This window comes from Kitasatospora sp. NPDC056076, assembly GCF_042266305.1.
GTDB lineage: Bacteria > Actinomycetota > Actinomycetes > Streptomycetales > Streptomycetaceae > Kitasatospora.
In genome coordinates, this window is the sequence record NZ_JBHJWG010000020.1 from 1 (window position 1) to 20,539 (window position 20,539).

The 20,539-nt window shown below is 73.6% G+C and carries 20 protein-coding genes, 1 rRNA gene and 1 pseudogene; 8 read left to right on the top strand and 14 right to left on the bottom strand.

What is annotated here, in order from left to right:
* The 3 genes from ACFC1T_RS18475 to rpe all read right to left on the bottom strand — a co-directional run.
* Nucleotides 1–92 (bottom strand): 16S ribosomal RNA (locus tag ACFC1T_RS18475); the annotation flags it as partial.
* A gap of 624 nt (nt 93–716) precedes the next feature.
* On the bottom strand, nt 717–1,676 hold the full coding sequence (locus ACFC1T_RS18480) for a pirin family protein (protein WP_375889829.1): 960 nt from the start codon (nt 1,674–1,676) through the stop codon (nt 717–719).
* Between the two features lie 140 nt (nt 1,677–1,816).
* Nucleotides 1,817–2,500, bottom strand: a complete 684-nt coding sequence (gene rpe / locus ACFC1T_RS18485) for a ribulose-phosphate 3-epimerase (RefSeq protein ID WP_375889830.1) — start codon at nt 2,498–2,500, stop codon at nt 1,817–1,819.
* A gap of 248 nt (nt 2,501–2,748) precedes the next feature.
* Between rpe and ACFC1T_RS18490 the strand changes: the two genes are divergently transcribed.
* Together ACFC1T_RS18490 and ACFC1T_RS18495 are read left to right on the top strand one after the other, a co-directional pair.
* The gene (locus ACFC1T_RS18490; RefSeq protein ID WP_375889832.1) at nt 2,749–3,609 is read left to right on the top strand and encodes a hypothetical protein; all 861 of its coding nucleotides are present in this window, start codon (nt 2,749–2,751) and stop codon (nt 3,607–3,609) included.
* A gap of 253 nt (nt 3,610–3,862) precedes the next feature.
* The gene (locus tag ACFC1T_RS18495) at nt 3,863–4,714 is read left to right on the top strand and encodes a hypothetical protein (RefSeq protein ID WP_375889834.1); all 852 of its coding nucleotides are present in this window, start codon (nt 3,863–3,865) and stop codon (nt 4,712–4,714) included.
* On the opposite strand, the gene ACFC1T_RS18500 is transcribed toward ACFC1T_RS18495, so the two are convergent.
* The 6 genes and pseudogenes from ACFC1T_RS18500 to ACFC1T_RS18525 form a co-directional block, all read right to left on the bottom strand.
* On the bottom strand, nt 4,684–5,370 hold the full coding sequence (locus tag ACFC1T_RS18500) for a C39 family peptidase (protein ID WP_375889835.1): 687 nt from the start codon (nt 5,368–5,370) through the stop codon (nt 4,684–4,686). The genes ACFC1T_RS18495 and ACFC1T_RS18500 overlap by 31 nt on opposite strands.
* 180 nt (nt 5,371–5,550) lie before the next feature.
* A pseudogene (locus tag ACFC1T_RS18505) lies at nt 5,551–6,045 on the bottom strand (DUF4188 domain-containing protein); the annotation flags it as partial.
* Between the two features lie 127 nt (nt 6,046–6,172).
* Nucleotides 6,173–6,805 (bottom strand): TetR/AcrR family transcriptional regulator, encoded by a 633-nt coding sequence (locus ACFC1T_RS18510; RefSeq protein WP_375889838.1) that lies wholly within the window; start codon nt 6,803–6,805, stop codon nt 6,173–6,175.
* Nucleotides 6,806–6,978: 173 nt separating this feature from the next.
* Nucleotides 6,979–7,965 carry an aldo/keto reductase gene (locus tag ACFC1T_RS18515; protein WP_375889841.1) on the bottom strand — a complete coding sequence of 329 codons (987 nt, stop codon included), beginning with the start codon at nt 7,963–7,965 and terminating at the stop codon, nt 6,979–6,981.
* A gap of 60 nt (nt 7,966–8,025) precedes the next feature.
* Complete coding sequence (locus ACFC1T_RS18520) at nt 8,026–8,871, bottom strand: ABC transporter permease (RefSeq protein WP_375889844.1); 846 nt, start codon at nt 8,869–8,871, stop codon at nt 8,026–8,028.
* A complete protein-coding gene (locus ACFC1T_RS18525) occupies nt 8,871–9,848 on the bottom strand; it encodes an ATP-binding cassette domain-containing protein (protein ID WP_375889847.1) in 978 nt (325 codons plus the stop codon). The genes ACFC1T_RS18520 and ACFC1T_RS18525 overlap by 1 nt, the downstream gene beginning before the upstream one ends.
* A gap of 99 nt (nt 9,849–9,947) precedes the next feature.
* On the opposite strand from ACFC1T_RS18525, the gene ACFC1T_RS18530 reads away from it, so the two are divergent.
* Nucleotides 9,948–10,763, top strand: coding sequence for a TetR/AcrR family transcriptional regulator C-terminal domain-containing protein (locus tag ACFC1T_RS18530; RefSeq protein ID WP_375889850.1), 816 nt, complete (start codon nt 9,948–9,950; stop codon nt 10,761–10,763).
* A 52-nt stretch (nt 10,764–10,815) separates the two neighbouring features.
* Here ACFC1T_RS18530 and ACFC1T_RS18535 read toward each other — a convergent pair whose 3' ends face one another.
* Nucleotides 10,816–12,207, bottom strand: a complete 1,392-nt coding sequence (locus ACFC1T_RS18535; protein WP_375889851.1) for a pyridoxal-phosphate dependent enzyme — start codon at nt 12,205–12,207, stop codon at nt 10,816–10,818.
* Between the two features lie 180 nt (nt 12,208–12,387).
* Here ACFC1T_RS18535 and ACFC1T_RS18540 point away from each other — a divergent pair, with 180 nt between their 5' ends.
* The 3 genes from ACFC1T_RS18540 to ACFC1T_RS18550 all read left to right on the top strand — a co-directional run bounded on the left by ACFC1T_RS18540 (nt 12,388) and on the right by ACFC1T_RS18550 (nt 14,596).
* The gene (locus ACFC1T_RS18540; protein ID WP_375889852.1) at nt 12,388–12,714 is read left to right on the top strand and encodes a hypothetical protein; all 327 of its coding nucleotides are present in this window, start codon (nt 12,388–12,390) and stop codon (nt 12,712–12,714) included.
* Nucleotides 12,715–12,899: 185 nt separating this feature from the next.
* Nucleotides 12,900–14,042 carry a serine hydrolase domain-containing protein gene (locus ACFC1T_RS18545; RefSeq protein ID WP_375889854.1) on the top strand — a complete coding sequence of 381 codons (1,143 nt, stop codon included), beginning with the start codon at nt 12,900–12,902 and terminating at the stop codon, nt 14,040–14,042.
* Nucleotides 14,039–14,596 (top strand): hypothetical protein, encoded by a 558-nt coding sequence (locus tag ACFC1T_RS18550; protein WP_375889856.1) that lies wholly within the window; start codon nt 14,039–14,041, stop codon nt 14,594–14,596. Before ACFC1T_RS18545 ends, ACFC1T_RS18550 begins: the two co-directional genes overlap by 4 nt.
* A 109-nt stretch (nt 14,597–14,705) precedes the next feature.
* Here the strand turns inward: ACFC1T_RS18550 and ACFC1T_RS18555 are convergent, their stop codons facing one another.
* Complete coding sequence (locus ACFC1T_RS18555) at nt 14,706–16,094, bottom strand: alpha/beta fold hydrolase (protein WP_375889858.1); 1,389 nt, start codon at nt 16,092–16,094, stop codon at nt 14,706–14,708.
* 180 nt (nt 16,095–16,274) lie between these two features.
* Here ACFC1T_RS18555 and ACFC1T_RS18560 point away from each other — a divergent pair, with 180 nt between their 5' ends.
* Nucleotides 16,275–17,267, top strand: coding sequence for a helix-turn-helix domain-containing protein (locus tag ACFC1T_RS18560; RefSeq protein WP_375889860.1), 993 nt, complete (start codon nt 16,275–16,277; stop codon nt 17,265–17,267).
* 65 nt (nt 17,268–17,332) lie between these two features.
* Here the strand turns inward: ACFC1T_RS18560 and ACFC1T_RS18565 are convergent, their stop codons facing one another.
* The 3 genes from ACFC1T_RS18565 to ACFC1T_RS18575 all read right to left on the bottom strand — a co-directional run bounded on the left by ACFC1T_RS18565 (nt 17,333) and on the right by ACFC1T_RS18575 (nt 19,403).
* Nucleotides 17,333–18,142, bottom strand: a complete 810-nt coding sequence (locus tag ACFC1T_RS18565; protein ID WP_375889862.1) for an alpha/beta fold hydrolase — start codon at nt 18,140–18,142, stop codon at nt 17,333–17,335.
* An 87-nt stretch (nt 18,143–18,229) separates the two neighbouring features.
* A complete protein-coding gene (locus tag ACFC1T_RS18570) occupies nt 18,230–18,955 on the bottom strand; it encodes a hypothetical protein (protein WP_375889864.1) in 726 nt (241 codons plus the stop codon).
* A 34-nt stretch (nt 18,956–18,989) separates the two neighbouring features.
* On the bottom strand, nt 18,990–19,403 hold the full coding sequence (locus tag ACFC1T_RS18575; protein WP_375889867.1) for an ATP-binding protein: 414 nt from the start codon (nt 19,401–19,403) through the stop codon (nt 18,990–18,992).
* A 172-nt stretch (nt 19,404–19,575) separates the two neighbouring features.
* Here ACFC1T_RS18575 and ACFC1T_RS18580 point away from each other — a divergent pair, with 172 nt between their 5' ends.
* Nucleotides 19,576–20,436: a helix-turn-helix domain-containing protein gene (locus ACFC1T_RS18580; protein ID WP_375889869.1), complete on the top strand. Its 861-nt coding sequence runs from the start codon at nt 19,576–19,578 to the stop codon at nt 20,434–20,436.
* The last annotated feature ends 103 nt before the right edge of the window (nt 20,437–20,539 follow it).

A 20,539-nucleotide genomic window follows, 5' to 3' on the forward strand; every position in this document is an offset into this window, starting at 1 on the left:
CTGATCCACCCCGAAGGGCTTCACCGTTCGACTTGCATGTGTTAAGCACGCCGCCAGCGTTCGTCCTGAGCCAGGATCAAACTCTCCGTGAATGTATACCCGTAATCGGGTCCACACCCGCGTTGAGCGGCACGGCAACCACCGGAATAGGGCGGTCCCGCGCACTGCGTCCTCGCTAGTGTTTGTTTCAAAAGGAATCTCCAACCCCGATCAGGTGATCGAGGCCGGGGATGTCAACATATCTGGCGTTGACTTTTGGCACGCTGTTGAGTTCTCAAGGAACGGACGCTTCCTTCGGACCGCCTTCCAGCGGGCCCTCCGGGCGCTTCGTTCTTTCGTGTTTCCAGCTTACCAGATGTTTTCCGCTCCGTTTTCCGGAGTTTCATTCATCGGATTTGCTGGTGTCTTCTGCGGCTTGGTGCCCCGTCCGACGTTTCAAACTGTAGCCGACCCCCGCTTCGAAAAGCGAATCCAGCCGCAATCCCCATAAACGCGCACGCCGAATTAACCTCGGGCCGGGGCGCGAAAAAGCGAACGCGACACAGCCCAGGACGGGAAGTGGTGTTTCAAGGGATTGGCTGCTCCGGGACCGTCCGCGCCTACGCGTGTCCGGTGCTCCCAGCCGAGCAGCTAGAGAACACTACGCCCGGCAGCGGCCCCGCGCAAACGGGCCGGTCACGCCGGTTGCGGGCGTACTGCGGTGCCGCCGGCCGGGCTCAGCGCTCGCGGCCGCGCGGCTTCAACGGGGCGGCGGGGAGTTCCGGGGCGGGGAGGCGGGCGCCGGCGTAGCCGTGGACCTCGCCGAAGCGGTCGCCCGTCGTCCAGTCGGCGCGGGCCTGGGCGATGTCCTCCGTCGAGCGGCCGATGAAGTTCCACCACATGACGATCTTCTCCTCGAAGGGCTCGCCGCCGAGGAGCAGCGCCGAGGCGTCGGAGCGGGCGAGGAGCGGGAGCGCGCGACGGCCGCAGCCGAGGTAGAGCATCGAGCCGGGTTCGACGGGGACGCCGTCGACGTCGAGCCGGCCGGTCATGGCGAGGACGGCGTACTCGAACTCGGGGACCAGCGGGAGCCGCAGGTCCGTGCCCTCGGTGAGGGCGAGGTCGGCGCCGACCAGCGGGCTGTGGGTGGTGCCGGGCGAGGTGGCGGTGTCCAGGGTGCCGAGGATGACGGTGGCGCGCAGGCCGGGCGCGGTGACCACCGGCAGGTCGGGGTGGTGCTCGAAGGAGGGGGCGGTGTGCCGGTGGGCGTCCGGGAGGGCGACCCAGAGCTGGGCGCCGTGGAGGTAGCGGGCGTGCGGCCGCGGGGACTCCTCGGAGTGGGAGATCGCCCGCCCGGAGGTCATCAGGCCCAGCTCGTACGGCCGGACGGTCTGCAGGCTGCCGAGGCTGTCGCGGTGGAGGACCTCCCCTTTGTGCAGCCAGCTGACCGTCTGCAGGCCCATGTGCGGGTGCGGCGGCACCTGCATCCCGGGTTCGTCGGCGATGTCGTCCGGGCCGTAGTGGTCGACGAAGCACCAGGCGCCCACCATCCGGCGGCCCAGGTTGGGGAGCAGTCGGCGGACGGCGGTGCTCTCGCCGAGCTGGACCAGGCGTCCGGTCAGCAGGTCCTGCACCGGTCCGCTGCTGGCCTCGCGGCCGCAGGTGGTCGGGGCGGGCTTGAGGTCGAGGTTGCTCATCGCGGTTCCACCACCGTCATGGGAAGGGCCGGGCCGGGGAGGGCGCACCGTCACCGATCATCCGTGACGGTGCGGGGTTCCTCCACCCGTGCCCGGCCATCCGGCGGCCGCCCCGGCGGGCGGGGCAGCGGCGGGGCGGCTCAGTGCTCGCAGGCCCACCAGGCGTCCTTGCTCGCCCCGGCGGCGAGCTCGCGCAGGCTGCGGACGGCCTCGGCCGGGTCCGCCGCGCCGTAGACGGCCGACCCGGCCACGAACACGTCCGCGCCGGCCTCGGCGCAGCGCTCGATGGTGGTCGCCGAGACGCCGCCGTCGACCTGCAGCCACAGCTCCAGGTCGTGCTTGGCGATCAGCTCACGGGTGCGGCGGATCTTCGGCAGCATGATGTCCAGGAAGGCCTGGCCGCCGAAGCCGGGCTCGACCGTCATGATCAGCAGCATGTCGAGCTCGGGCAGCAGGTCCTCGTAGGGCTCGATCGGGGTGCCCGGCTTGAGCGCCATCGAGGCGCGGGCGCCCTTGGCGCGGATCTCGCGGGCCAGCCGGACGGGGGCGGCGGCGGCCTCCACGTGGAAGGTGATCGAGCCGGCGCCGGCCTCGACGTACTGCGGGGCCCAGCGGTCCGGGTCCTCGATCATCAGGTGGCAGTCGAGCGGGATGTCGGTGGCCCGGGCGAGCGATTCGACCACCGGGACGCCCAGGGTCAGGTTGGGCACGAAGTGGTTGTCCATGACGTCCACGTGCAGCCAGTCGGAGCCCCGGACCGCCTCGGCCTCGTCGGCGAGCCGGGCGAAGTCGGCGGAGAGGATGCTGGGGCTGATCTGGGGCATGGCCGACTACCTTCGTACGAGGGCTTGCGAGGGCTGGGCACCCGGGAGGCGGGCGCCTCGGGCCATCATCTCGCGCCGTACGGCCGTCGACCGCACCCGCCGACCGGCGCGTGACCGTGATCACACGCTGCCCGGGTTGCCGGGACGGCCCCGGTGGCGGTCAGCTCTGGAACGACCGCCGGTGCCCTCCCGTTCGTCGGGCCCCGCCCACGACGAGGAAGAGGAAGAGGAAGAGGAAGGTGTCTCGATTGTCCGAACCCGTCCACCCCGCCCGCGCACTCTGGTGGCTCTTCGAACCGGTGTACGCCGTCACCTTCCTCCAGCCCGAGAGCCGGGCGGCCTTCGAGGCGGCCGGGCTGGACGGCGGCTGGCACGGCTACTTCGCCGCCCGCTCGGCCCCGCTGGGCACGGTGGGCGCCCCGCCGGTGATCGCCGCGTTCTTCAGCTTCGCCCCGGCGGCGGTCGAACGCGCCCTCCCCCAGGTGTGGACCAGGGCCAGCCCCGAGCGGGTGCTCGCGGCCAGGACCGAGGGCTCGGCGGCGGTGCTGGCCCGGCTGCTGGCGCCGGTGGCGCCCGAGCTGGTCGAGACCGCGGCGACGGCGCTGGAGGAGGCCGTGGACCGGGCGGACTGCGCGGGCCGGGTGCTGGCCGCCGCCAACGCCGCACTGCCCCGGCCCACGGACGCGGACGTGTACGGGCGGCTGTGGCACGCCGCGACCGTGCTGCGCGAGCACCGCGGGGACGGCCACGTGGCCGCGCTGGTCGCCGCCGGGCTGGACGGCTGCGAGGCGCCGGTGCTGCACTGCGCCACGGGCGCCTCCCGCAAGGTGCTCCAGCCGCTGCGGGGGTGGACGGACCAGGAGTGGGAGGCCGCGGCGGCGCGGCTGGTCGGCCGGGGCTGGCTGACGGCGGCGGGCGCGGTCACCGAGCTGGGGCGGATCCGGCACCGGGAGCTGGAGGCGGCCACCGACCTGGCCGCCGGCCGGATCTGGGAGCACCGGCCGGACGGCGAACTCGACCGCCTGACCGCCGCGTTGCGGCCGATCGCGGCGATCTGCCGGGCCGAGATGCCGATCGACCCGCTCGCGATGCCGCCGGTGCGGGCCTGAGCGGTTCCCCACCCGGGACCCACCCCAGCACCCGCCCGACCGCCCCCGGCCGCCCCCCGACACCCCCGCACGTGACCGTCGTCACACCCCGCCGGGGATTACCGGGGCCGTCCCCGTGGTCATCAGCACGTGAACGGCCCACGCACCCGCCCGGGCGACCCCGACGATCCGCCGCCCGCGCGACCGCCGCCGCCGTACCGACCAGCCGAGCTCCCCGCGCCCGCCCGGAGCCCCGTCCGAGGAAGGTCTCCCGATGGCCGATCTCGTCCATCCCGCCCGCGCGCTCTGGTGGCTCTTCGAGCCGGTGCACGCCGTCACCTACTTCGAGCCCGAGTGTCGCGACGCCTTCGAGGCGGCCGGCCTGCGCGGCTTCTGGCGCGGCTACTTCGCCGGCCGCTCCGCCCCGCTCGGCGTGGTGGACGCGCCGCCGGTGACCGCCGCGTTCTTCAACTTCGCCCCGGCGATGGTCGAGCGGGCCCTGCCCGCACTGTGGTCGCTGGCCAGCCCGGAGGAGGCGCTGGCCGCCCGCAGCAAGGGTGCGGGCGCCGCGCTGGCCCGGCTGCTGGAGCACGTGGACCGCGGTCTGGTCGAGCGGGCGGTCGAGACCATGGAGCAGTCCGCCGAGCGGCTGGACTGCGCCGGCCGGGTGCTGGCCGCCGCCAACGCGGCGCTCCCGGCCCCGCCGGGGCTGTACGAGCGGCTCTGGCGGGCCGCCACCGTGATGCGCGAGCACCGCGGGGACGGTCACGTGGCCGCGCTGGTCGCGGCCGGGCTGGACGGCTGTGAGGCCCTGGTGGTCCGCTGCGCGATGGACATGCGGCGCGAGCAGCTCCAGCCGGTGCGCGGCTGGACGGACACCGAGTGGGAGGCCGCCGCCGAGCGCCTGGTCGAGCGGGGCTGGCTGACCGCGACCGGCTCGCTGACCGAGCTGGGCCGGACCCACCACCAGGCCCTGGAGGCCGCCACCGACCTGGCCGCCGCGCGCGTCTGGGAGGACTACCCGCGCGCCGAACTCGATTCCCTGGCCGCCGCGTTGAAGCCGATCTCGGCCCTGTGCCGGAGCAGCCTGCCGTTCTACCCGGTGGGGCTGCCGGACAACACCTGACCGTCGTCGGCGCCGGGCGGGCCGAGCACGATGCCCCGCCCGGCGTAGAACGGTCCGAAGGAGCGCCACGGCACCCGGGCGAAGGCCTGCGACTCCCCCGGGAAGCCGGAGGGGTTGTGGATCAGCAGCGCCGTCCCGGTGGTCCCCACCGCCAGCACCAGGTGGCCGCCGCGCCGCACCGGCTCGGGCCCGTGCGGCTCCCGGATCGACGGGTGCACCGAGAGCATCACCAGCCGCCCGGCCGCCAGCTCGTCCGCGACCTGCGCGGGCGTCGACTCCGTCGCCCGGGCGGCCAGTCCCCAGCGCCGCCGGGCGTAGTCGGCGAACGGCACGTGGACCAGCCCGCGCAGGCTGTCGCCGTCCCGGACGTACGCGCCGGCCGCCAGGCACTCACGGGCCAGCACCATCGCCGCCGGGGTGACGCCCCACCAGTGCTCCAGGGCCATCCGCAGGCAGGCGACGCCGCAGAGCCGCCAGGACCACCAGGCGTACTCCTCCGGGGTGGCGGCCCCGGACTGCCCCCAGCGCGGGTCCCGCGCGGCGTCCAGCCGCCCGTCGACGATGTCCCGCACCAGCTCCGCGGACTCCCACTGCGCCCGGTAGGGCACCTCGTGCACCACCCGCGCCTGCCGGACGGCGCCCTCCTGATCGACCATCCCCCGACGCTCCCACACCGGGGTCGCCGGACGGACTCACGACACTCCTTGAGCGCCCGTCCGGTCGTCGGCGCCGTCCGCGACGTACGGGCAGCTCAGGCCGTCCGGACCGGCCGTCGCACCCTCCGCCTGCTCCGCGCCCTCCGCCTGCTCCGCGCCGCCCGCCCCGTCGGAGCCGTCGCCCGAGCGGAAGGCCAGGCGCTGGGCGGCGTGCCGGCCGCGCGCCTCCAGCGGCAGCTGGCCGGTGGCGCCGGCCAGGCCGAACGCCGGCATGTCGAAGTAGATCGACTCGTAGCCGCCCTCGGGGACGATGTACGTCTCGTGCCAGAGCCCGACGTGACCGCGCAGCTTGCCCTCCCGGATCTTCCGGTTGGCTATGCCCCAGACGGTGTGGTGGAAGCCGTCCGGTGCGCTCGCGTAGCGGTACAGGTGCTCCTTCGACTCCCAGTACTGGACGACGTAGTACGTCCGCGGCGAGGCGGTGAGCAGGATGCGGCCGCGCAGGCCGCGCTCGGGGCTGCGGGCCAGCTCGTAGAGCATCCGGAACATCGCGAACATCACCGGGCCCCAGTGGTGCACCGCCCAGAAGCGGTTGATCCGCATGCCGATCAGCAGCACCACGGTGTCGCCGGTGGCGGCGGCGGTGGTGTAGCCCGGTTGCGGCTTGGCGAACAGCGGCATCTGTGCCTCCCGGTACTCGCGCTCACGACTCGCGCTCACGACTCACGACTCGCGCTCATGTAATCGGCGATTACATCAGCGCGCACCAGGCCGGTCAAGGTTCGCCGCAGCCACAATTCCGTTACGGCTCAGGAGGGTTGACCGTCCCGGCGATCCCCGCGCGGAAGGTGTCCAGGACCCGGACGGCCAGCTCCTCCGCCCGCTCGGCGGGCAGGTAGCCGTCCACGATCATCTGCGCCAGCCCGTACACCAGCGCCTGCCCGGACAGCAGCACCAGCTCCGGATCGCCGGGGCCGACCCGCCCGGCCTGCTGGTCCGCCACCACCAGACCGGCGAACGCCCGGTCCAGGCCGTCCAGTTGCTCCCGCAGCTGCGGGTCCCGGGGGGCCGAGAACGCCCGCGAGCGCACCAGCTCGAACCGTCGCGGATGGCGCAGCGCGTACCGGACGAAGCCCAGCCCGAGCGCCCGCATCGCCGACCCGCCGACCGCCTCGGCGGCCGCCACCTCCGCCTCCTGCCAGCGCGCGAAGTCCGCCAGCACCCGGTCCGCCAGCGCCGTCAACAGCGCCTGCTTGTCGGCGAAGTGGCGGAACGGCGCCCCCGCCGAGACCCCCGCCCGACGCGCCACCTCGCGCACGCTCACCTTCTCCTGGCCCTGCTCGTCCAGCACCTCGAACGCCGCCGCCACCAAGGCCTCCGGCAGCGCCCCGTGGTGGTAGGCGCCCCGGTCCCGCTCCCTGATCCGTTCCGTCATACCCGTCTTGCTACCACAGCGCCGGGGTGTCGGGGCGGCGCGTCCCCGGCCCCTCGCGCACCGGCTCCTCGCGAACCCGGCTCCTCGCGAACCGGCCGCTCGCCAACCGGCCGCTCGCGCACCGGCCCCGGCACCCCGGACGGCGGGGTGCCGGGGCCGGGCGGCCCGCGGGTCTACCAGGCGTAGTCCTCGGGGGCCGGCTTGTGGCCGGGGAAGAGTTCGTCGAGGCGGTCCAGGGTCTTCTGGTCGAGGTCCAGGTCGAGCGCCCGGAGGGCTGCGTCGAGGTGGGCGGGGGTGCGGGGGCCGATGATGGGGGCGGTCACGGCGGGGCGGGAGAGCAGCCAGGCGAGCGCGAGGTCGGCCGGGTCGGTGCCGAGTTCGTCGGCGAAGTCCTCGTAGGCCTGGAGCTGTTCGCGGTGCCTGTCCAGGAGTTCGCTCGCGTAGCCCAGGGCGCTGCGGCCGCGGGTGCCCTCGCGCTCCTTGCGCAGGACGCCGCCGAGCAGGCCGCTGCGCAGCGGGGACCACGGGATCAGCCCGAGGCCGTAGTGCTGGAGGGCGGGGATGACCTCCAGTTCGATCGCCCGGTCGAGGAGGTTGTAGAGGGACTGCTCGCTGACCAGGCCGAGGAAGTGCCGGGAGCGGGCGGCCTCCTGGGCCTGGGCGAGGTGCCAGCCGGCGAAGTTGCTGGAGCCGACGTAGATGATCTTGCCCTGGGCGACCAGGACCTCCATCGCCTGCCAGATCTCCTCCCAGGGCGTGGCCCGGTCGATGTGGTGCATCTGGTAGAGGTCGATGTGGTCGGTCTGCAGCCGGCGCAGGCTGGCCTCGACGGCCTTGCGGATGGCGAGGGCGGAGAGCTTGCCGTCGTTGGGCCAGTCGCTGGTGTTCGCGTAGGCCTTGGTGGCCAGGACGGTGCGCTCGCGGCGGCCGCCGCCCTGGGCGAACCAGCGGCCGATGATCTCCTCGGTGCGGCCCTGGAGGTTGCCCTCGCTGTCGCGGCCGTAGGAGTTCGCGGTGTCGAAGAAGTTGATGCCGCGCTCGTGGGCGGTGTCCATGAGGCGGTGGGCCTCGGCCTCCTCGGTGTGGGGGCCGAAGTTCATGGTGCCGAGGCAGAGGCGGGAGACGGTCAGGCCGGTACGGCCGAGGTGGGTGTACTCCATGGCGCCCCACCTAAAGCCACACCGGCCACGGTGTCCAGCACATTACGGCGACCCGGCGGGTCACCGCCCGTGCGTGGCGAACTTCCGTACGGCCAGCGGCCCGCAGAGCGCCAGCAGGGCGGCGCTCCACAGCAGTGTGGCGAGGACGGCGTGCTGCATCGGCCACGCGGAGCCGGGCGCCGCCGGGTTGCCGAAGAGTTCCCGGCTCGCCTCCACCACGGAGCTGATCGGGTTCCAGTCGGCGATCACCCGCAGCCAGCCGGGCATCCCGCCGGTGGGCACGTAGGCGTTGGTGACCATCGCCAACGGGAAGACGACGACGGAGAGTTGCCCGGCGGCCTCCTCCTTGCCGACGGCCAGGCCGAGCAGCGTGCCGACCCAGGTCATCACGAAGCGGAAGAGCAGCAGCAGTGCGAACCCCTCCAGCGCGTCGGCGGCGCCGTGCCGGGCGCGCCAGCCGGCGGCCAGTCCGACCAGGGCCAGCAGGGCCAGGACGACGACGCTGACCAGCAGGTCGGCGAGGTTCTGCCCGAGCAGGAGTCCGGTGCGGGAGACCGGCATCGAGCGCAGCCGGTCGGTGACCCCGCGCCCGACGTCCCGGGCGGCGCCGACCATGGTGGGCATGATGCCGTTGGTGGCGACCATGGCGAACAGCCCGGGCATCAGGAACTCCCGGTAGTCCCCGCCGCCGGGCACCTGCATGGCGCTGCCGAAGACGTACCCGAAGACCACCACCATGACCACCGGAACGCCCAGCGAGGCGGCCAGCAGGCCGGGCGAGTGGCGGTAGTTGAGCAGGATGCGGAGCATCGACGTCCAGGTGTCGGAGACCAGCCGGGCGCCGAGCGAGGGGCGCGCGGCGGCGGGGACGGCGGTGCGGGCGGACGTGCGGACGGCGGTGGCCATCAGGCGGCCCTCCCCAGCTCGGCGTTCTCCCGGGCCTTCCCGGTGAGGGCGAGGAACACGTCGTCGAGCGAGGGCGCCCGGACGGCGACGTCCTCGGCGACGACCCCGGCCCCGTCCAACTCCCGCACCAGCGCGGGCAGCAGGACGGACGCCCCGGGTGCGGTCAGCACCGTGACCGTCCGCTCGGCGACGTCCACCTGGGCGTCGCCGCCCGACAGGGCGGACAGCACCACGGCGGTGGCGGCGAGCTGCTCCACGGTGGCCAGGGTCACCGAGACCTGGCTGCCGATCGCCGCCTTGAGCCGCTCGGGTGGGCCGGTGGCGATCGCGGCGCCGTGGTCGACCACCACGACGTCGTGGGCGAGCCGGTCGGCCTCCTCCAGGTACTGGGTGGTGAGCAGCACGGTGGTGCCGCCGTCGGCCAGCTCCTTGACGGTGTCCCAGATCCCCTGGCGGCTGCGCGGGTCGAGCCCGGTGGTGGGCTCGTCCAGGAACAGCACCGGCGGGCTGGTGACCAGGCTGGCGATCAGGTCGAGGCGCCGGCGCATGCCGCCGGAGTAGGTGCGCACCAGCCGGTCGCCGGCCTCGGCGAGGCCGAAGCGGGTGAGCAGTTCGTCGGCGCGCTCCCGGGCCCGGCGGGCGCCGAGGCGGTGCAGCCGGCCGAACAGCCGGAGGTTGTCCCGGCCGGTGATGCCCTCGTCCAGTGCGGCGTGCTGGCCGGCCAGGCCGATCGCCCGCCGGACCTCCTCGGCCTCGCGGACGGCGTCGTGCCCGGCGACCCGGACGGTGCCCTCGTCGGGGGCGACCAGGGTGGCGAGGACGCGCACGGCGGTGGTCTTGCCGGCGCCGTTGGGGCCGAGCAGACCGCAGACGGTCCCGGCGGGCACGGTCAGGTCGAGGCCGCGCAGGGCCTCGGTGGCTCCGAAGCGTTTCCGCACGCCCGCCATCTCGATGGCGGGTCGGGAGGTGTCGGACATGGCTACGCCCTTCTCTAGGTACAGCGTACGTAGAAGCTGAACGCCATGCTACTACGTACGACGTACGTATCTAAGATGGGGAAGCGAGGTGATCTTCCAGTGCCGTCCAGCAAGCCCCCCAGCACTCCCGACCGGCCCGACCGGCCCGACCAGCCCGAGCGGATCGAGCAGCCCGACCGGCCCGACCGGCCCGAGCGGACCGAACAGCCCGCGCGGCCCACGCCGCCCGAGGCCCCCGAGCTGATCTGGCTGCGCCCCGAGCGCACCGGCCGCGGCCCGCGGCCGGCCCACAGCCGCGACTCCATCGCGGCGGCCGCCATCGTCATCGCCGACGCCGAGGGCCTGGAGGCCGTCTCGATGCGCCGGGTCGCGGCCGCGCTCGGCGCGGGCACCATGTCGCTCTACAACTACGTGCCGAAGAAGGAGCACCTGCTCGACCTGATGCTCGACGCGGCCACCGCCGAGTACCGGCTGCCGCCCGCCCCGAGCGGAGACGTCCGCGCCGACCTGGCGGGCCTCGCGCACGAGCAGCTCGCCCTCCTGCGCCGCCACCCCTGGCTGCCCGCCCTGGTCCTCGCCCGCCCGGGCATCGGTCCCAACGCCCTGCGCTACACCGACCACTTCCTCGCCGTCACCGCCCCCACCGGCCTGCCGGGCGGGGCGCGGATGGAGGCGATGGCGCTGTTCAACGGCTTCATCTGCCAGTTCGCCCAGTACGAGCAGACGGCGGCCGCGGGCGCCAAGTGGCAGGCGGAGATGGTCGGTTACCTCACCCAGGCGGCGATGAGCGGCGCCTACCCCCACCTGGCCCAGGCCTTCGCCACCGCGGGCCCGCCCGCCGACCCGGACCAGGCCTTCGACCGCACCCTGGACCGGGTCATCCACGCCATCCTGGCGCCTGCGGCGGGGGGTTAGGGCGCACGGCCCGCGGCGGGGGGTCGAGACGCACGGCCCCGCCGCGGGGAGGTCAGCCCAGGACCTCCCGGGTCAGCACCCCGGCCGCCCGGCCGTCCACCAGCACCACCACCGCCGGGCGCCCGCCCGCCAGCGCCGCCCGCGCCTCGGCGGCCGACTGCCCGACCCCGACCGTCGGCAGGGCCGGCCCGAGCAGCGGGCGCACCGGGTCGTCCGGCCCGGCCCCGCCCTCGGCCAGCGCCGCCGTGAGCACCTCCCGGGACACCGAGCCGACCACCTCGGTGGCGCTCACCCCGTACGGGCGCGCCGCCCGCGCCAGCACCGCCGGGGCGATCCCGCCGGGCGCCGCCCGCAGCGCCGCCAGCGCCCCGGCCACGGTCAGGTCCGCGCCGACGGCGACCGGCGGCCCGGCCGCGTCGAGCAGGCGCCGCAGGCCGCCCCCCTCCTCCGCTTCCTCCCGGTCCTCCAGGAAGCCCCACTCCCGCATCCAGGTGTCGCTGTGCACCTTGGACAGGTAGGAGCGGCCCGAGTCCGGCAGCACCACCACGACCAGGTCCTGCGGCCCCAGCCCGCGCGCCACCCGCAGCGCCGCCGCCACCGCCGTGCCGGAGGAGGGCCCGGCCAGGATGCCCTCCTCGCGGGCGAGCCGGCGCGCCGTCAGCAGTGACTCGCGGTCCGGGATCCGCTCGAAGGAGTCGACCACCTCCGAACGGTAGGCCTGCGGCCAGCGGTCCTCGACCGTCTCGGGGTGGAGGAAGTGGCCGATGCTCTCGACGAACCACGGGCTCCCGTCCCCGCCGCCGTAGGAAGAGGACTCCGGGTCCGCGCCGACGACCGTCACCGAACCGCCGGACACCTCCTTGAGGTACCCGCCGGTGCCGGTGACGGTGCCGCCGGTGCCGACGCCCGCGACGAAGTGGGTCACCCGGCCGCCGGTCTGCTCCCAGACCTCCGGGCCGGTGGTCCGGAGGTGCGCGTCAGGATTGGCCAGGTTGTCGTACTGGTTGGCGAGCCAGGCGCCGGGGATCTCCTCGCTGAGCCGCGTGACCACGTTGAACAGGTGCCGCGGGTCCTCCTGCGCCACCGCCGTCGGTGCGAGCACCACCTCCGCGCCGTACGCCCGCAGGATGTCGGCCTTCTCCGGCGCCGACTTGTCCGCCACCCCGGCGATCACCCGGTAGCCGCGCTGCCGCCCGACGAGGGCCAGCCCGATCCCGGTGTTCCCGGAGGTCGCCTCGATGATCGTCCCGCCCGGGCCCAGCAGCCCGTCCCGCTCGGCGGCCAGCACCATGGACAGCGCGGCGCGGTCCTTCACGCTGCCGCCGATGTTGAGGAACTCGGCCTTGGCGTAGACCGGCGCGGCGATCCCGGCGCCCAGCCGGGCCAAGCGGATCAGCGGCGTCCCGCCGATCGCGTCCAGGACGGATTCGTGCACTGCGGTCATGTCGGCAGCTCCCTCACTGCGTACGGACGTGTCCGCCCGAGCCTGCCCACGCCCGCGCCCGGCCATCCGTCCCGTCCGCCCCGCCCACCCGGGCGGCCCCGACCGCCCCGGCGCACCACCCCGACCGCCGCGACGCACCACCCCGACCCGCCCGACCGGCCGCCCGCTAGAGTCCCCGGCATGTCCCGCCTCAAGATCGAGATATCCGTCCCGGAGAGCCACGTCGAGCAGGTCGTCGACGCCCTCCACGCCGCCGGCGCCGGCCGGATCGGCGAGTACTCCCGCTGCGCCAGCGTCTGGCGGGTCACCGGCACCTGGCTGCCCTCCGCCGCCGCCCGGCCCCACCTGGGCACGGCCGGCGAGGTGGAACGGGCCGAGGAGTGCCGGGTGGAGTCCTCCTGCGAACGGGAGCAGGCCGCCGCCGTGCTGGCGGCCGTGCGCGCCGCCCACCCGTACGAGGAGCCGGTGGTCAACTTCCTGCCGCTGTACGACCCCGCCGCGGACTGAGCCGGACGCCCCGCCGCCGGCCCGCCCACGGCCCGCTGACCACCCGCCGACGGCCCTCTGACGGCCCGCCCGCCCCATCCGCCCCACCCTCCCCGACCCGGGGAAATCCCCTCGTCCCGACCGTCCTGACGCCGTACCGTGGTCCGGTCAACGATCTTGGAGCACGCGGAACGGGGCGGTACACCATGCAGGACTACCAGGGCTGGGTCGACGAACGGTTCGGCGCCGTCGCGGACGCCTTCGCGGGCAACTTCGCCGAGTTCCCCGAACTCGGCTCCGCCGTCACGGTCTTCGTCGGCGGCCGCAAGGTGGTCGAGCTGTGGGGCGGCACCGCCGACCAGCGGACCGGCCGGGCCTGGACGCAGGACACCGTCGTCCCGGTGTTCTCCTGCGCCAAGGGCGCGGTGAGCATCAGCGCCCTGCTGCTCGCCCAGCAGGGCCGCCTCGACCTGGACACCCCGGTCGCCCGCTACTGGCCCGAGTTCGCGCGCCACGGCAAGCAGGACGTCACCGTCCGGACGATCCTCGGCCACCGGGCGGGCATCCCGGCCCTGGACGCGGTGCTCCCGTTCGAGGAGGTCGCCGCCTGGGATCCGGTGATCCGCGCGATCGAGGCCCAGCAGCCGCTCTGGGAGCCGGGCACCAGCTACGAGTACCACGGCCACGTGTTCGGCTTCGCCGTCGGCGAGGTGATCCGCCGGATCACCGGCCTGACCCCGGGCGCGTTCCTGCGCGAGGAGATCGCCGGGCCGCTCGGCCTGCCGCTGTGGATCGGCCTGCCGGAGAGCGAACTCCCGCGCCTGGCACGGCTGGTGGAGGCCGAGGGCCGCCGCCCGATGCCCGGCCCCGAGCACCTGCTCACCCGGATCGTCACCATGAACGGCGCCCTGGTCTTCCCCGGTCTGGACGTGCCGCACGGCTGGAACGACCCGGCCCTGCACGCGATCGAGCTGCCCGGCGCGGGCGCGGTCGCCTCCGCCACCGGGCTGGCCGGCCTGTACGCGGCCGCGGCCACCGGCCTGGACGGCGGCCCCCGGCTGCTCTCCGCCGACACCGTGACCGACGCGGTGCGCGAAGTCTCCTCCGGCCAGGGCTTCCTGGGCTTCGACATGGGCGCCCGCTGGGGCTCCGGCCTGCTGCTGGACTCCGCCGGGTTCCGCCCGCTGCTCGGCGCGCGCAGCTTCGGCAACGACGGCGCCGGTGGCCAGTTCGCCTTCGGTGACGACGAGTTCGGCGTCGGCTTCGGCTACGTCGCGAACCGGATGATCGGCCACGGCGACGCCCGCGCCAACCGGCTGATCGAGGCGGTGCGCGGGTGCCTGGGGTGACGGACTTCCTCGACCGGCTCACCCGGTTCTTCGCCACCGGCGCCCTCGGTGAACTGCGCTACGGCGCCCGGCTGTCCGAGCTCTCCGCCCGCTACGGCGCCCCGTGGGACGGCGGCCGGATCCACCGCGAGGGCCGTTGGCCGCACGCCTTCGGCTTCGGCGACGCGCTCACGGTGTTCTGCCACTGCCGGCAGCTCCGGTCGGTGTCCCTGGCGACCTGGCAGGGCGAACTCGAACTCCCCGTGGACGGCGGCGGGACCCGGACCTACCGGACCGCCGTCGTCGAGTCCGAGCTGACCGCCGCACTCACCGCGGCGGGCTGCACCTGGCGGACGGTGGAGTACGAGAACCTGCCCGACCAGCGGACCCTGGAGTTCTCGCCCGTCGAGGACGTCTGGGTGGCCCTGATCCTCACCGACCGCGAGAACCGGGAGGACCCACCGCTCGCGGACTGGATGCTGTACAAGGTGATGATGTGGGGCTGGGACCACGTCGACTGCCCGGGGCCCGACCCCTCCCTCCCGGACGACGGCTGGGACTCCTCCGAACTCTGAGGCGGCGCCGGGCCGTTCCGTCCCCTGTGCGGAACGGCCCGCCGCCTTCCGGCTCCTTGAGCGGGAACCAGCTCCTTGAGCGGGAACCAGCTCCTTGAGCGGGAACCGGCTACTTGAGCAGGAAGTCGTAGACCGCCTGCCGCCCCGCCGGGTTGGCCGCCCGGGTCTGCACCGAGTGCGCCGCCCCCGGGACGATCACGACCTGCGGGTCGTGCGTCAGCTTCGCCTGCTGGTACAGCCACTCGTACGGGGTGGAGAGGTCCCGGTCCCCGCCGAGCAGCAGCACCGGCACGTTCGGCAGCTTGCGGTGCGCCGGCGGCAGCGGCGGCACCTGCTCGCGCGGCCAGTCCAGGCAGACCAGCAGGCTGCCGAGGCCGGTCGCGGTCGCCGGGTCGTACGGCCAGGTCTGCTCGGCCGTCAGGTTGTTCCGGGTGCGCTCCAGCGCGGCGGCGCGGCCCGCGACGGGGGTGTCCGAGGAGCCCCACGGGTAGCGCCCGTCGGCGCACAGGGTGGCGGCGTGCAGGCCCTGGCTGAGCAGTTCGGCCGGGGCGGCGTCGTTCTTGTGGACGTCGTCGATGAAGGACTGGAGCTTCTGCGGGTTGCCGCCGGCCGCTTCGTGCAGGGCTTCCGGCACCCCGCCGTAGTTGGGGTCGGCGAACTCGTAGCTGGTGAGCGCGTCCAGGATCTGCGCGCCGTTGCCGTACTTCTGCACGGTAGCGGCGAGGTCGGCGGCCGGGTCGGTGGTGCAGCCGGTGGCCTGGCAGGCGGTGCGCAGCACCCGGGCGGTGGCGGGCAGCGCGATCAGGTCCATCGGGTCGTAGCCGCCCTGCGGCACGACCGAGTCGAGCACCAGCCGGTCGACGTGCGCCGGGTGGGCGAGGGCGTAGCGCTCGGCGACGAAGGTGCCGTAGGAGACGCCGTCCAGGGTGATCCGCCGGTCGCCGAGGGCCTGGCGCAGCAGGTCGATGTCGCCGACGGTGTCCGCGCTGCTGTAGTAGCGGGCGTTCGGGCCGAGGGCGGTGGCGCAGTCGGCGATGGACTGCTTGCGGGGTACGGCGAGGTCGGAGGAGCCCATGTCCTCCTGGAGGCCGGGGCACTGGAGGGCCCGCTCGCCGGTGCCGCGCTGGTCGTACATGATCAGGCGGTAGTCCTTGAGGACGGGCTCCAGCTTGCTCGCGATCCGGCGGATCAGCGGGACGCCGGGCTGGCCGGGGCCGCCGGCGAGGAACACCAGGTCGCCCTTGGGGGCGTCGGCGTTGCCGGTCATCGCCACGTCGAGCTGGAGGGTGCCGGGGGTCCGGCCGCTGTGGTCGAGCGGCACGGTGAGGGTTCCGCAGGTGAATTCGGGCGCGCCCTGGCAGGGTGCCTGCCCGGTGACGCCGCCGCCGTGGCGCTGGGGTTCGGCCGGGGCGGCGACGGCGGGGCCGGCCAGGGTGGTGCCGGCGACCACCGCGACGGCGCCCAGCAGGGCGGCGATGCGGCCGCGCGTGCTCGTCATGTTCGTCGGGGTTCCTTCCGCTCGCGCCGCGTCCGTGCTGACGCGGTCACGGGAGAAGCCTGCGCCCGGGCGACTTCGATGGCGAGCATTCGTGTCAGGATTCGACCAGGGTCGAAGGGTTGACGACCGAAAGGGCGACAAAGCCGACCGTTCCGGCCGGCTGGCAGAGGGGTGGACGGCATGATCCGGCTCACGATCGACTCGACCGGGCTCGCCCGCACCCGGTTCGTCGTCTCCCCGTTGCACGAGGCGGTCAACACCCTGATGGCCGCCTCCGCGCTCAACTCCCGCACCGGCCCGTACGCCTGGGTCGGCCGGACCCGCCGGGTGCTGCGCCGGGAGGGGCTGGAGCTGCTGTCCGGGCTGGCGCTGGAGCGGGCCGGCGGCTACCTCCCCGACTTCCTCGCCCCGCACCCGACCGGCCCGGACCCGACGATCGCCGAGCAGCTGACGGCCGTCCGCCGCGCCGACCCGGACCGGGTGCTGGCCGAGTTGGACACCGTCCGCCACGGGCTGCCCGCCGCCAACCTGGCCGGCCGGCCGCTGCCGGACGTGGTGCTGCGCACGCTGCGGCGCGGCCCGCGCCACTTCGCCGAGCGGGTCGCGGACGAGCTGGGCCGGTACTGGGAGCTGGCGGTCGCCCCGCACTGGCCGGACGCCCGCGCGGTGCTGGACGCCGAGATCGACCAGCGCGGCCGGCACGTCGCCCGGTACGGCACCGGTTCGCTGTTCAACTCGCTCTCCCCGGAACTCTCCTGGTCGAACGGGATGATCCAGCTGGAGAGCCGCTTCGAGGTGAACCTGCCGGCCCGCATGGTGCTGCTGATGCCGACGCTGGTCAGCCGCTCGATCCACGTCATCCTCGACACGGTCGACGGCTGCCACCGGGCGCCGACGCTGATGTACCCGATCACACCGTCCGTGCCCGCGCCCCGGACACCCGCGCCCGCCCTGGCCCAGCTGGTCGGGCCGACCCGGGCGGACCTGCTGGCCGCGCTGGTCGACCCGGCGACCACCGCGGCGCTGGCCGCCCGGCACTTCCTCAGCGCCGGGACGGTCTCGTACCACCTGGGGGTGCTGCACCGCTCGGGGCTGGTCAGCCGGGTCCGCAGCGGGCGGGAGGTGCTGTACCGGCGGACGCCGCGCGGGGAGGAGCTGGTGACGGCGCCCTGAGGAGCGCACCACGAAGGGCGCATGAGCGGGCGTGTGCTCCCGATTTCGCGCCCCTCAGGTCCGTTTCACACCAATGCGCGCGGGAGCACCACCCGCACCCATTCCTCCGGCTGCGACAGGTGCGGAGCGTGACCGGCGCCCTGGTAGAGGTGCCGTTCCGCCTTCGCGAGGGTGAGGTCGATGATGTCCAGCACCTCGCCGTACATCGGCGGGCTGTCGTCGCTCTGCGTGAGCAGCACGGCCTCGGTGAAGTCGCCGAGCGCGGTCAGGTCCAGATCCAGCGCGTCCGGGTCCCGCAACTCGTCCAGGTAGGTCGGGGCGTTGCGGATGAAGGTGTGCCGCACCGGTGCGGGCAACTGGGCCCACGCCCCCGGCCCGAAGGCGACCGTCTCCACGAACAGCTCCGCCGCCGCGGCCGACTCCGCCTGCTCCAGCAGCTCCCGGACGGCGGCGATCCGGACGGCGAGGGCGGCGGCGATCGGCCGCAGCTCCGGGTCGGTGAGCAGGACGCCGGTGCCCGGCGGCTCGTGCACGGCGATCCCCCGCAGCAGGTCGGGCCGGGCGGAGGCGAGCCGCAGCGCGATCAGCGCGCCGTACGAGTTCCCGCAGACGAAGGCCGGGGCGAGCCCGAGGCCCTCGATCAGCCCGGCCAGGTCGGCGGCGTCCTCGTGCACCGAGCCCTGGGTGAGCGGGTCCTCGCTGCGGCTGTGGCCCCGGCGGTCGTAGGCGACGACGGTGGTGGACTCGGCGAGGCCCGGCACCACCCGGGCCCAGGAGTCCGCGTCGGTCCACGAGCCGTGCACCAGGACGACACCGGGGCCTTCGCCTTGGGCCTCGTAGTGCAGCCCGACCCCGTTCACCCTGATCTCGGCCATCACGAGCCTCCCGATGTCGGCGGTGCTCCCTCACCAGCCTGACACAGGCGCGCGGAACGGACAGATCGGTCAGATCGGCCGGATCGCTCAGATCGGGGACTCGAAGAGGTGCGGCTCCCAGTGACCGAGCCAGGAGGAGGTGGAGGAGGGCAGGGCCAGGCCCTCGGTGGACTCGTCGTAGGGGAGGAAGGAGGTGGGCGCGAACCAGCCCTCGCCGGGGTCGATGCGCAGGCGGAGCAGGCGCAGCGGGCGGTGCAGCGCGAGGTACATGCGCAGGTCGTCGGTGGAGGGGCGGTGCTCCTCGTAGCGCTCCTGGACGCAGCGGCAGATGGTCAGGATGTCGGTGTCGGCGAGGAGGAGGTAGCGGGGGCCGGGCCCGAGGTTCACGCAGAGTCGTCGGCGGGCCTTCCGGCGCTCGCCGTAGGGGAGGTTCTGGTGGTTGTCGACGTGGAGGCCGGGGCGCCGGCCGGACTCGGGGAGGACGTGGGTAGTGGACTGCCCGGGCGGGTCGTCGGCGTCACCGAGGGTGACGGGGTGCGGATCGCCGAGGGTCTCGACCAGCGCGGCGAGGGTGTCGCGGTCGGTGACGGTGTCAGGGAGCCGGAACAGCTCGACCAGACCGGAGGCGGGGGTGAAGTAGCCGGGGGCGAACCGCTCGGGGTAGCCGCCGGGGAGGGGCTCCCAGGCGGTGGGGTCGGGGACGGCGGCGCCGGTCTCGTAGTCGGGCTCGAAGTAGAGGCGACGGGGGCGGCCGTAGTCGCAACGGGCGTGCAGGGCGGCGGGGTTGCGGAAGGCGATCGCGGCGGGGTGCATGGCGGGTGGACTTCCTTGCAGGTTCGTAGGGAGGTCAGGTGAGGAGGACGCGCGCCCAGACGCGCTTGCCCGAGCCCCGGCGGACGACGACGCCGAAGTCGAGCGAGAGTTCGCGGACGAGCTGGATGCCCCGGCCGCCCTCGTTGAAGCGGCGCAGGCGGGGCTTCTGGAGCGGCAGGTCGAAGCGCGGGTCCCAGACTTCGAGACGGCAGTCGCCGCTGAACTCCTGGAGGTAGAGGCGGACTTCGCCGTCGCCCTGGCAGGCGTGGACGACGGCGTTGGTGACGAGCTCGGAGCCGATGAGGACGAGGTCGTCGACCTTGTCGCCGCAGTAGCCCCAGAGGCCGAGTTGGTTGCGGATGTGGCGCCGGGCAATGCGGACCGAGGTGGAGTGCTCGGTGAGGGTGAGCTCGGAGGTGCGGAGGAGAGGTGTGCTCAACGCGGACATGGGTGCCCCTTCGCTTCGACACGACGTCAGTTACGTGTCCGTGCGGTCACGTTGAGTGTGACGGATGTCAATTCGAACCTGCAAGCCGAACGCAATCACAATTCCGTGGATCTTGAAACAGGCCGAGGCAACCGCAAGACTGACGGTCCACACCGATAGGGAGGGGCGCCACTTGAGCAAGGAGCTGTCCGCAATCAGGCAGATCCGCCTCGGCGAAGAGCTGCGTGCCTGGCGGCTGGACAACAACAAGACCCTGGCAGACGCCACGACCGGGCTGAAGGGTTGGAACCCCGCCCGACTCAGCAGAATGGAGCGCGCGCACCAGCCGATCGGTGGCGCTGACTTGAAGATCCTCTTGGACCACTACGGCATCACGGGCCAGGAGCGAGAGGACCTTGAGAGTCTGCTCAGCGCAAGCCCTGCGCGGCGTTGGTGGCGCAGCCTGGACTTCGCCGACAGCATCACGGCCGCTTTCGCCGAGTACCTCGATCTCGAAGCCGATGCCTCACAGATGTTCGACTACTTCCCTTCGGCCTTCCCCGGTCTGGTCCAGACCGAGGGATACGCCAAGGAGATGATCGCGGCCGGTCTGAGCGCGCCCAATGACGAGCAGATCGAAACCGCGACCGAGGTCCGGATGCTGCGTCAGCGCCGCCTGACCAAGGATTCCGTCCTCAACTTCGACGCGTACTTCGGCGAGGTGGCCCTGCTGGTCGCCGGCGACCGGAGCGTCCTGATCGACCAGATCCGCCACACGATCAAAGTCGCCCAGTATCCGAATGTCAGCATCCGGATAGTGCCGTTGAGTGCCGGGCGACAAGGCATCTTGACCTCGGGACTCACCCTGATGAGGTTCCCCGACGATCCCGAAAACGGCTTCGTATTCATCGAAGCCGTTGGCGGTATGCTCCCGCGTAGGACCGGCCGCGACGTTCGACGCGCCGAACGGGCCTTCGCCCGACTCCAGCGCTGTGCCCTGTCGCCGGAGGAGACCATCGCTGCCCTTGAGCACAAGTTGGAAGAGCTGACGTGAGCAAGAAGCACAACCCTTACGACCACAACTCAACCGATGCCGAGTGGGCCAAGTCCCCCTTCTCCGGCGATGACAACGGCAGTTGCGTGATCATCGCCCGGTT

What these genes read in the sequence shown, in the direction of transcription:
- ACFC1T_RS18510 (WP_375889838.1), bottom strand. Translation starts at nt 6,805, where the DNA reads ATGACGGAACGGATCAGGGAGCGGGACCGGGGCGCCTACCACCACGGG.
- ACFC1T_RS18545 (WP_375889854.1), top strand. Translation starts at nt 12,900, where the DNA reads ATGCAGGACTACCAGGGCTGGGTCGACGAACGGTTCGGCGCCGTCGCG.
- ACFC1T_RS18565 (WP_375889862.1), bottom strand. Translation starts at nt 18,142, where the DNA reads ATGGCCGAGATCAGGGTGAACGGGGTCGGGCTGCACTACGAGGCCCAA.
- ACFC1T_RS18520 (WP_375889844.1), bottom strand. Translation starts at nt 8,871, where the DNA reads ATGGCCACCGCCGTCCGCACGTCCGCCCGCACCGCCGTCCCCGCCGCC.
- ACFC1T_RS18570 (WP_375889864.1), bottom strand. Translation starts at nt 18,955, where the DNA reads ATGCACCCCGCCGCGATCGCCTTCCGCAACCCCGCCGCCCTGCACGCC.
- ACFC1T_RS18535 (WP_375889851.1), bottom strand. Translation starts at nt 12,207, where the DNA reads ATGACCGCAGTGCACGAATCCGTCCTGGACGCGATCGGCGGGACGCCG.
- ACFC1T_RS18525 (WP_375889847.1), bottom strand. Translation starts at nt 9,848, where the DNA reads ATGTCCGACACCTCCCGACCCGCCATCGAGATGGCGGGCGTGCGGAAA.
- ACFC1T_RS18555 (WP_375889858.1), bottom strand. Translation starts at nt 16,094, where the DNA reads ATGACGAGCACGCGCGGCCGCATCGCCGCCCTGCTGGGCGCCGTCGCG.
- ACFC1T_RS18500 (WP_375889835.1), bottom strand. Translation starts at nt 5,370, where the DNA reads ATGGTCGATCAGGAGGGCGCCGTCCGGCAGGCGCGGGTGGTGCACGAG.
- ACFC1T_RS18480 (WP_375889829.1), bottom strand. Translation starts at nt 1,676, where the DNA reads ATGAGCAACCTCGACCTCAAGCCCGCCCCGACCACCTGCGGCCGCGAG.
- ACFC1T_RS18540 (WP_375889852.1), top strand. Translation starts at nt 12,388, where the DNA reads ATGTCCCGCCTCAAGATCGAGATATCCGTCCCGGAGAGCCACGTCGAG.
- rpe (WP_375889830.1), bottom strand. Translation starts at nt 2,500, where the DNA reads ATGCCCCAGATCAGCCCCAGCATCCTCTCCGCCGACTTCGCCCGGCTC.
- ACFC1T_RS18495 (WP_375889834.1), top strand. Translation starts at nt 3,863, where the DNA reads ATGGCCGATCTCGTCCATCCCGCCCGCGCGCTCTGGTGGCTCTTCGAG.
- ACFC1T_RS18575 (WP_375889867.1), bottom strand. Translation starts at nt 19,403, where the DNA reads ATGTCCGCGTTGAGCACACCTCTCCTCCGCACCTCCGAGCTCACCCTC.
- ACFC1T_RS18560 (WP_375889860.1), top strand. Translation starts at nt 16,275, where the DNA reads ATGATCCGGCTCACGATCGACTCGACCGGGCTCGCCCGCACCCGGTTC.
- ACFC1T_RS18515 (WP_375889841.1), bottom strand. Translation starts at nt 7,965, where the DNA reads ATGGAGTACACCCACCTCGGCCGTACCGGCCTGACCGTCTCCCGCCTC.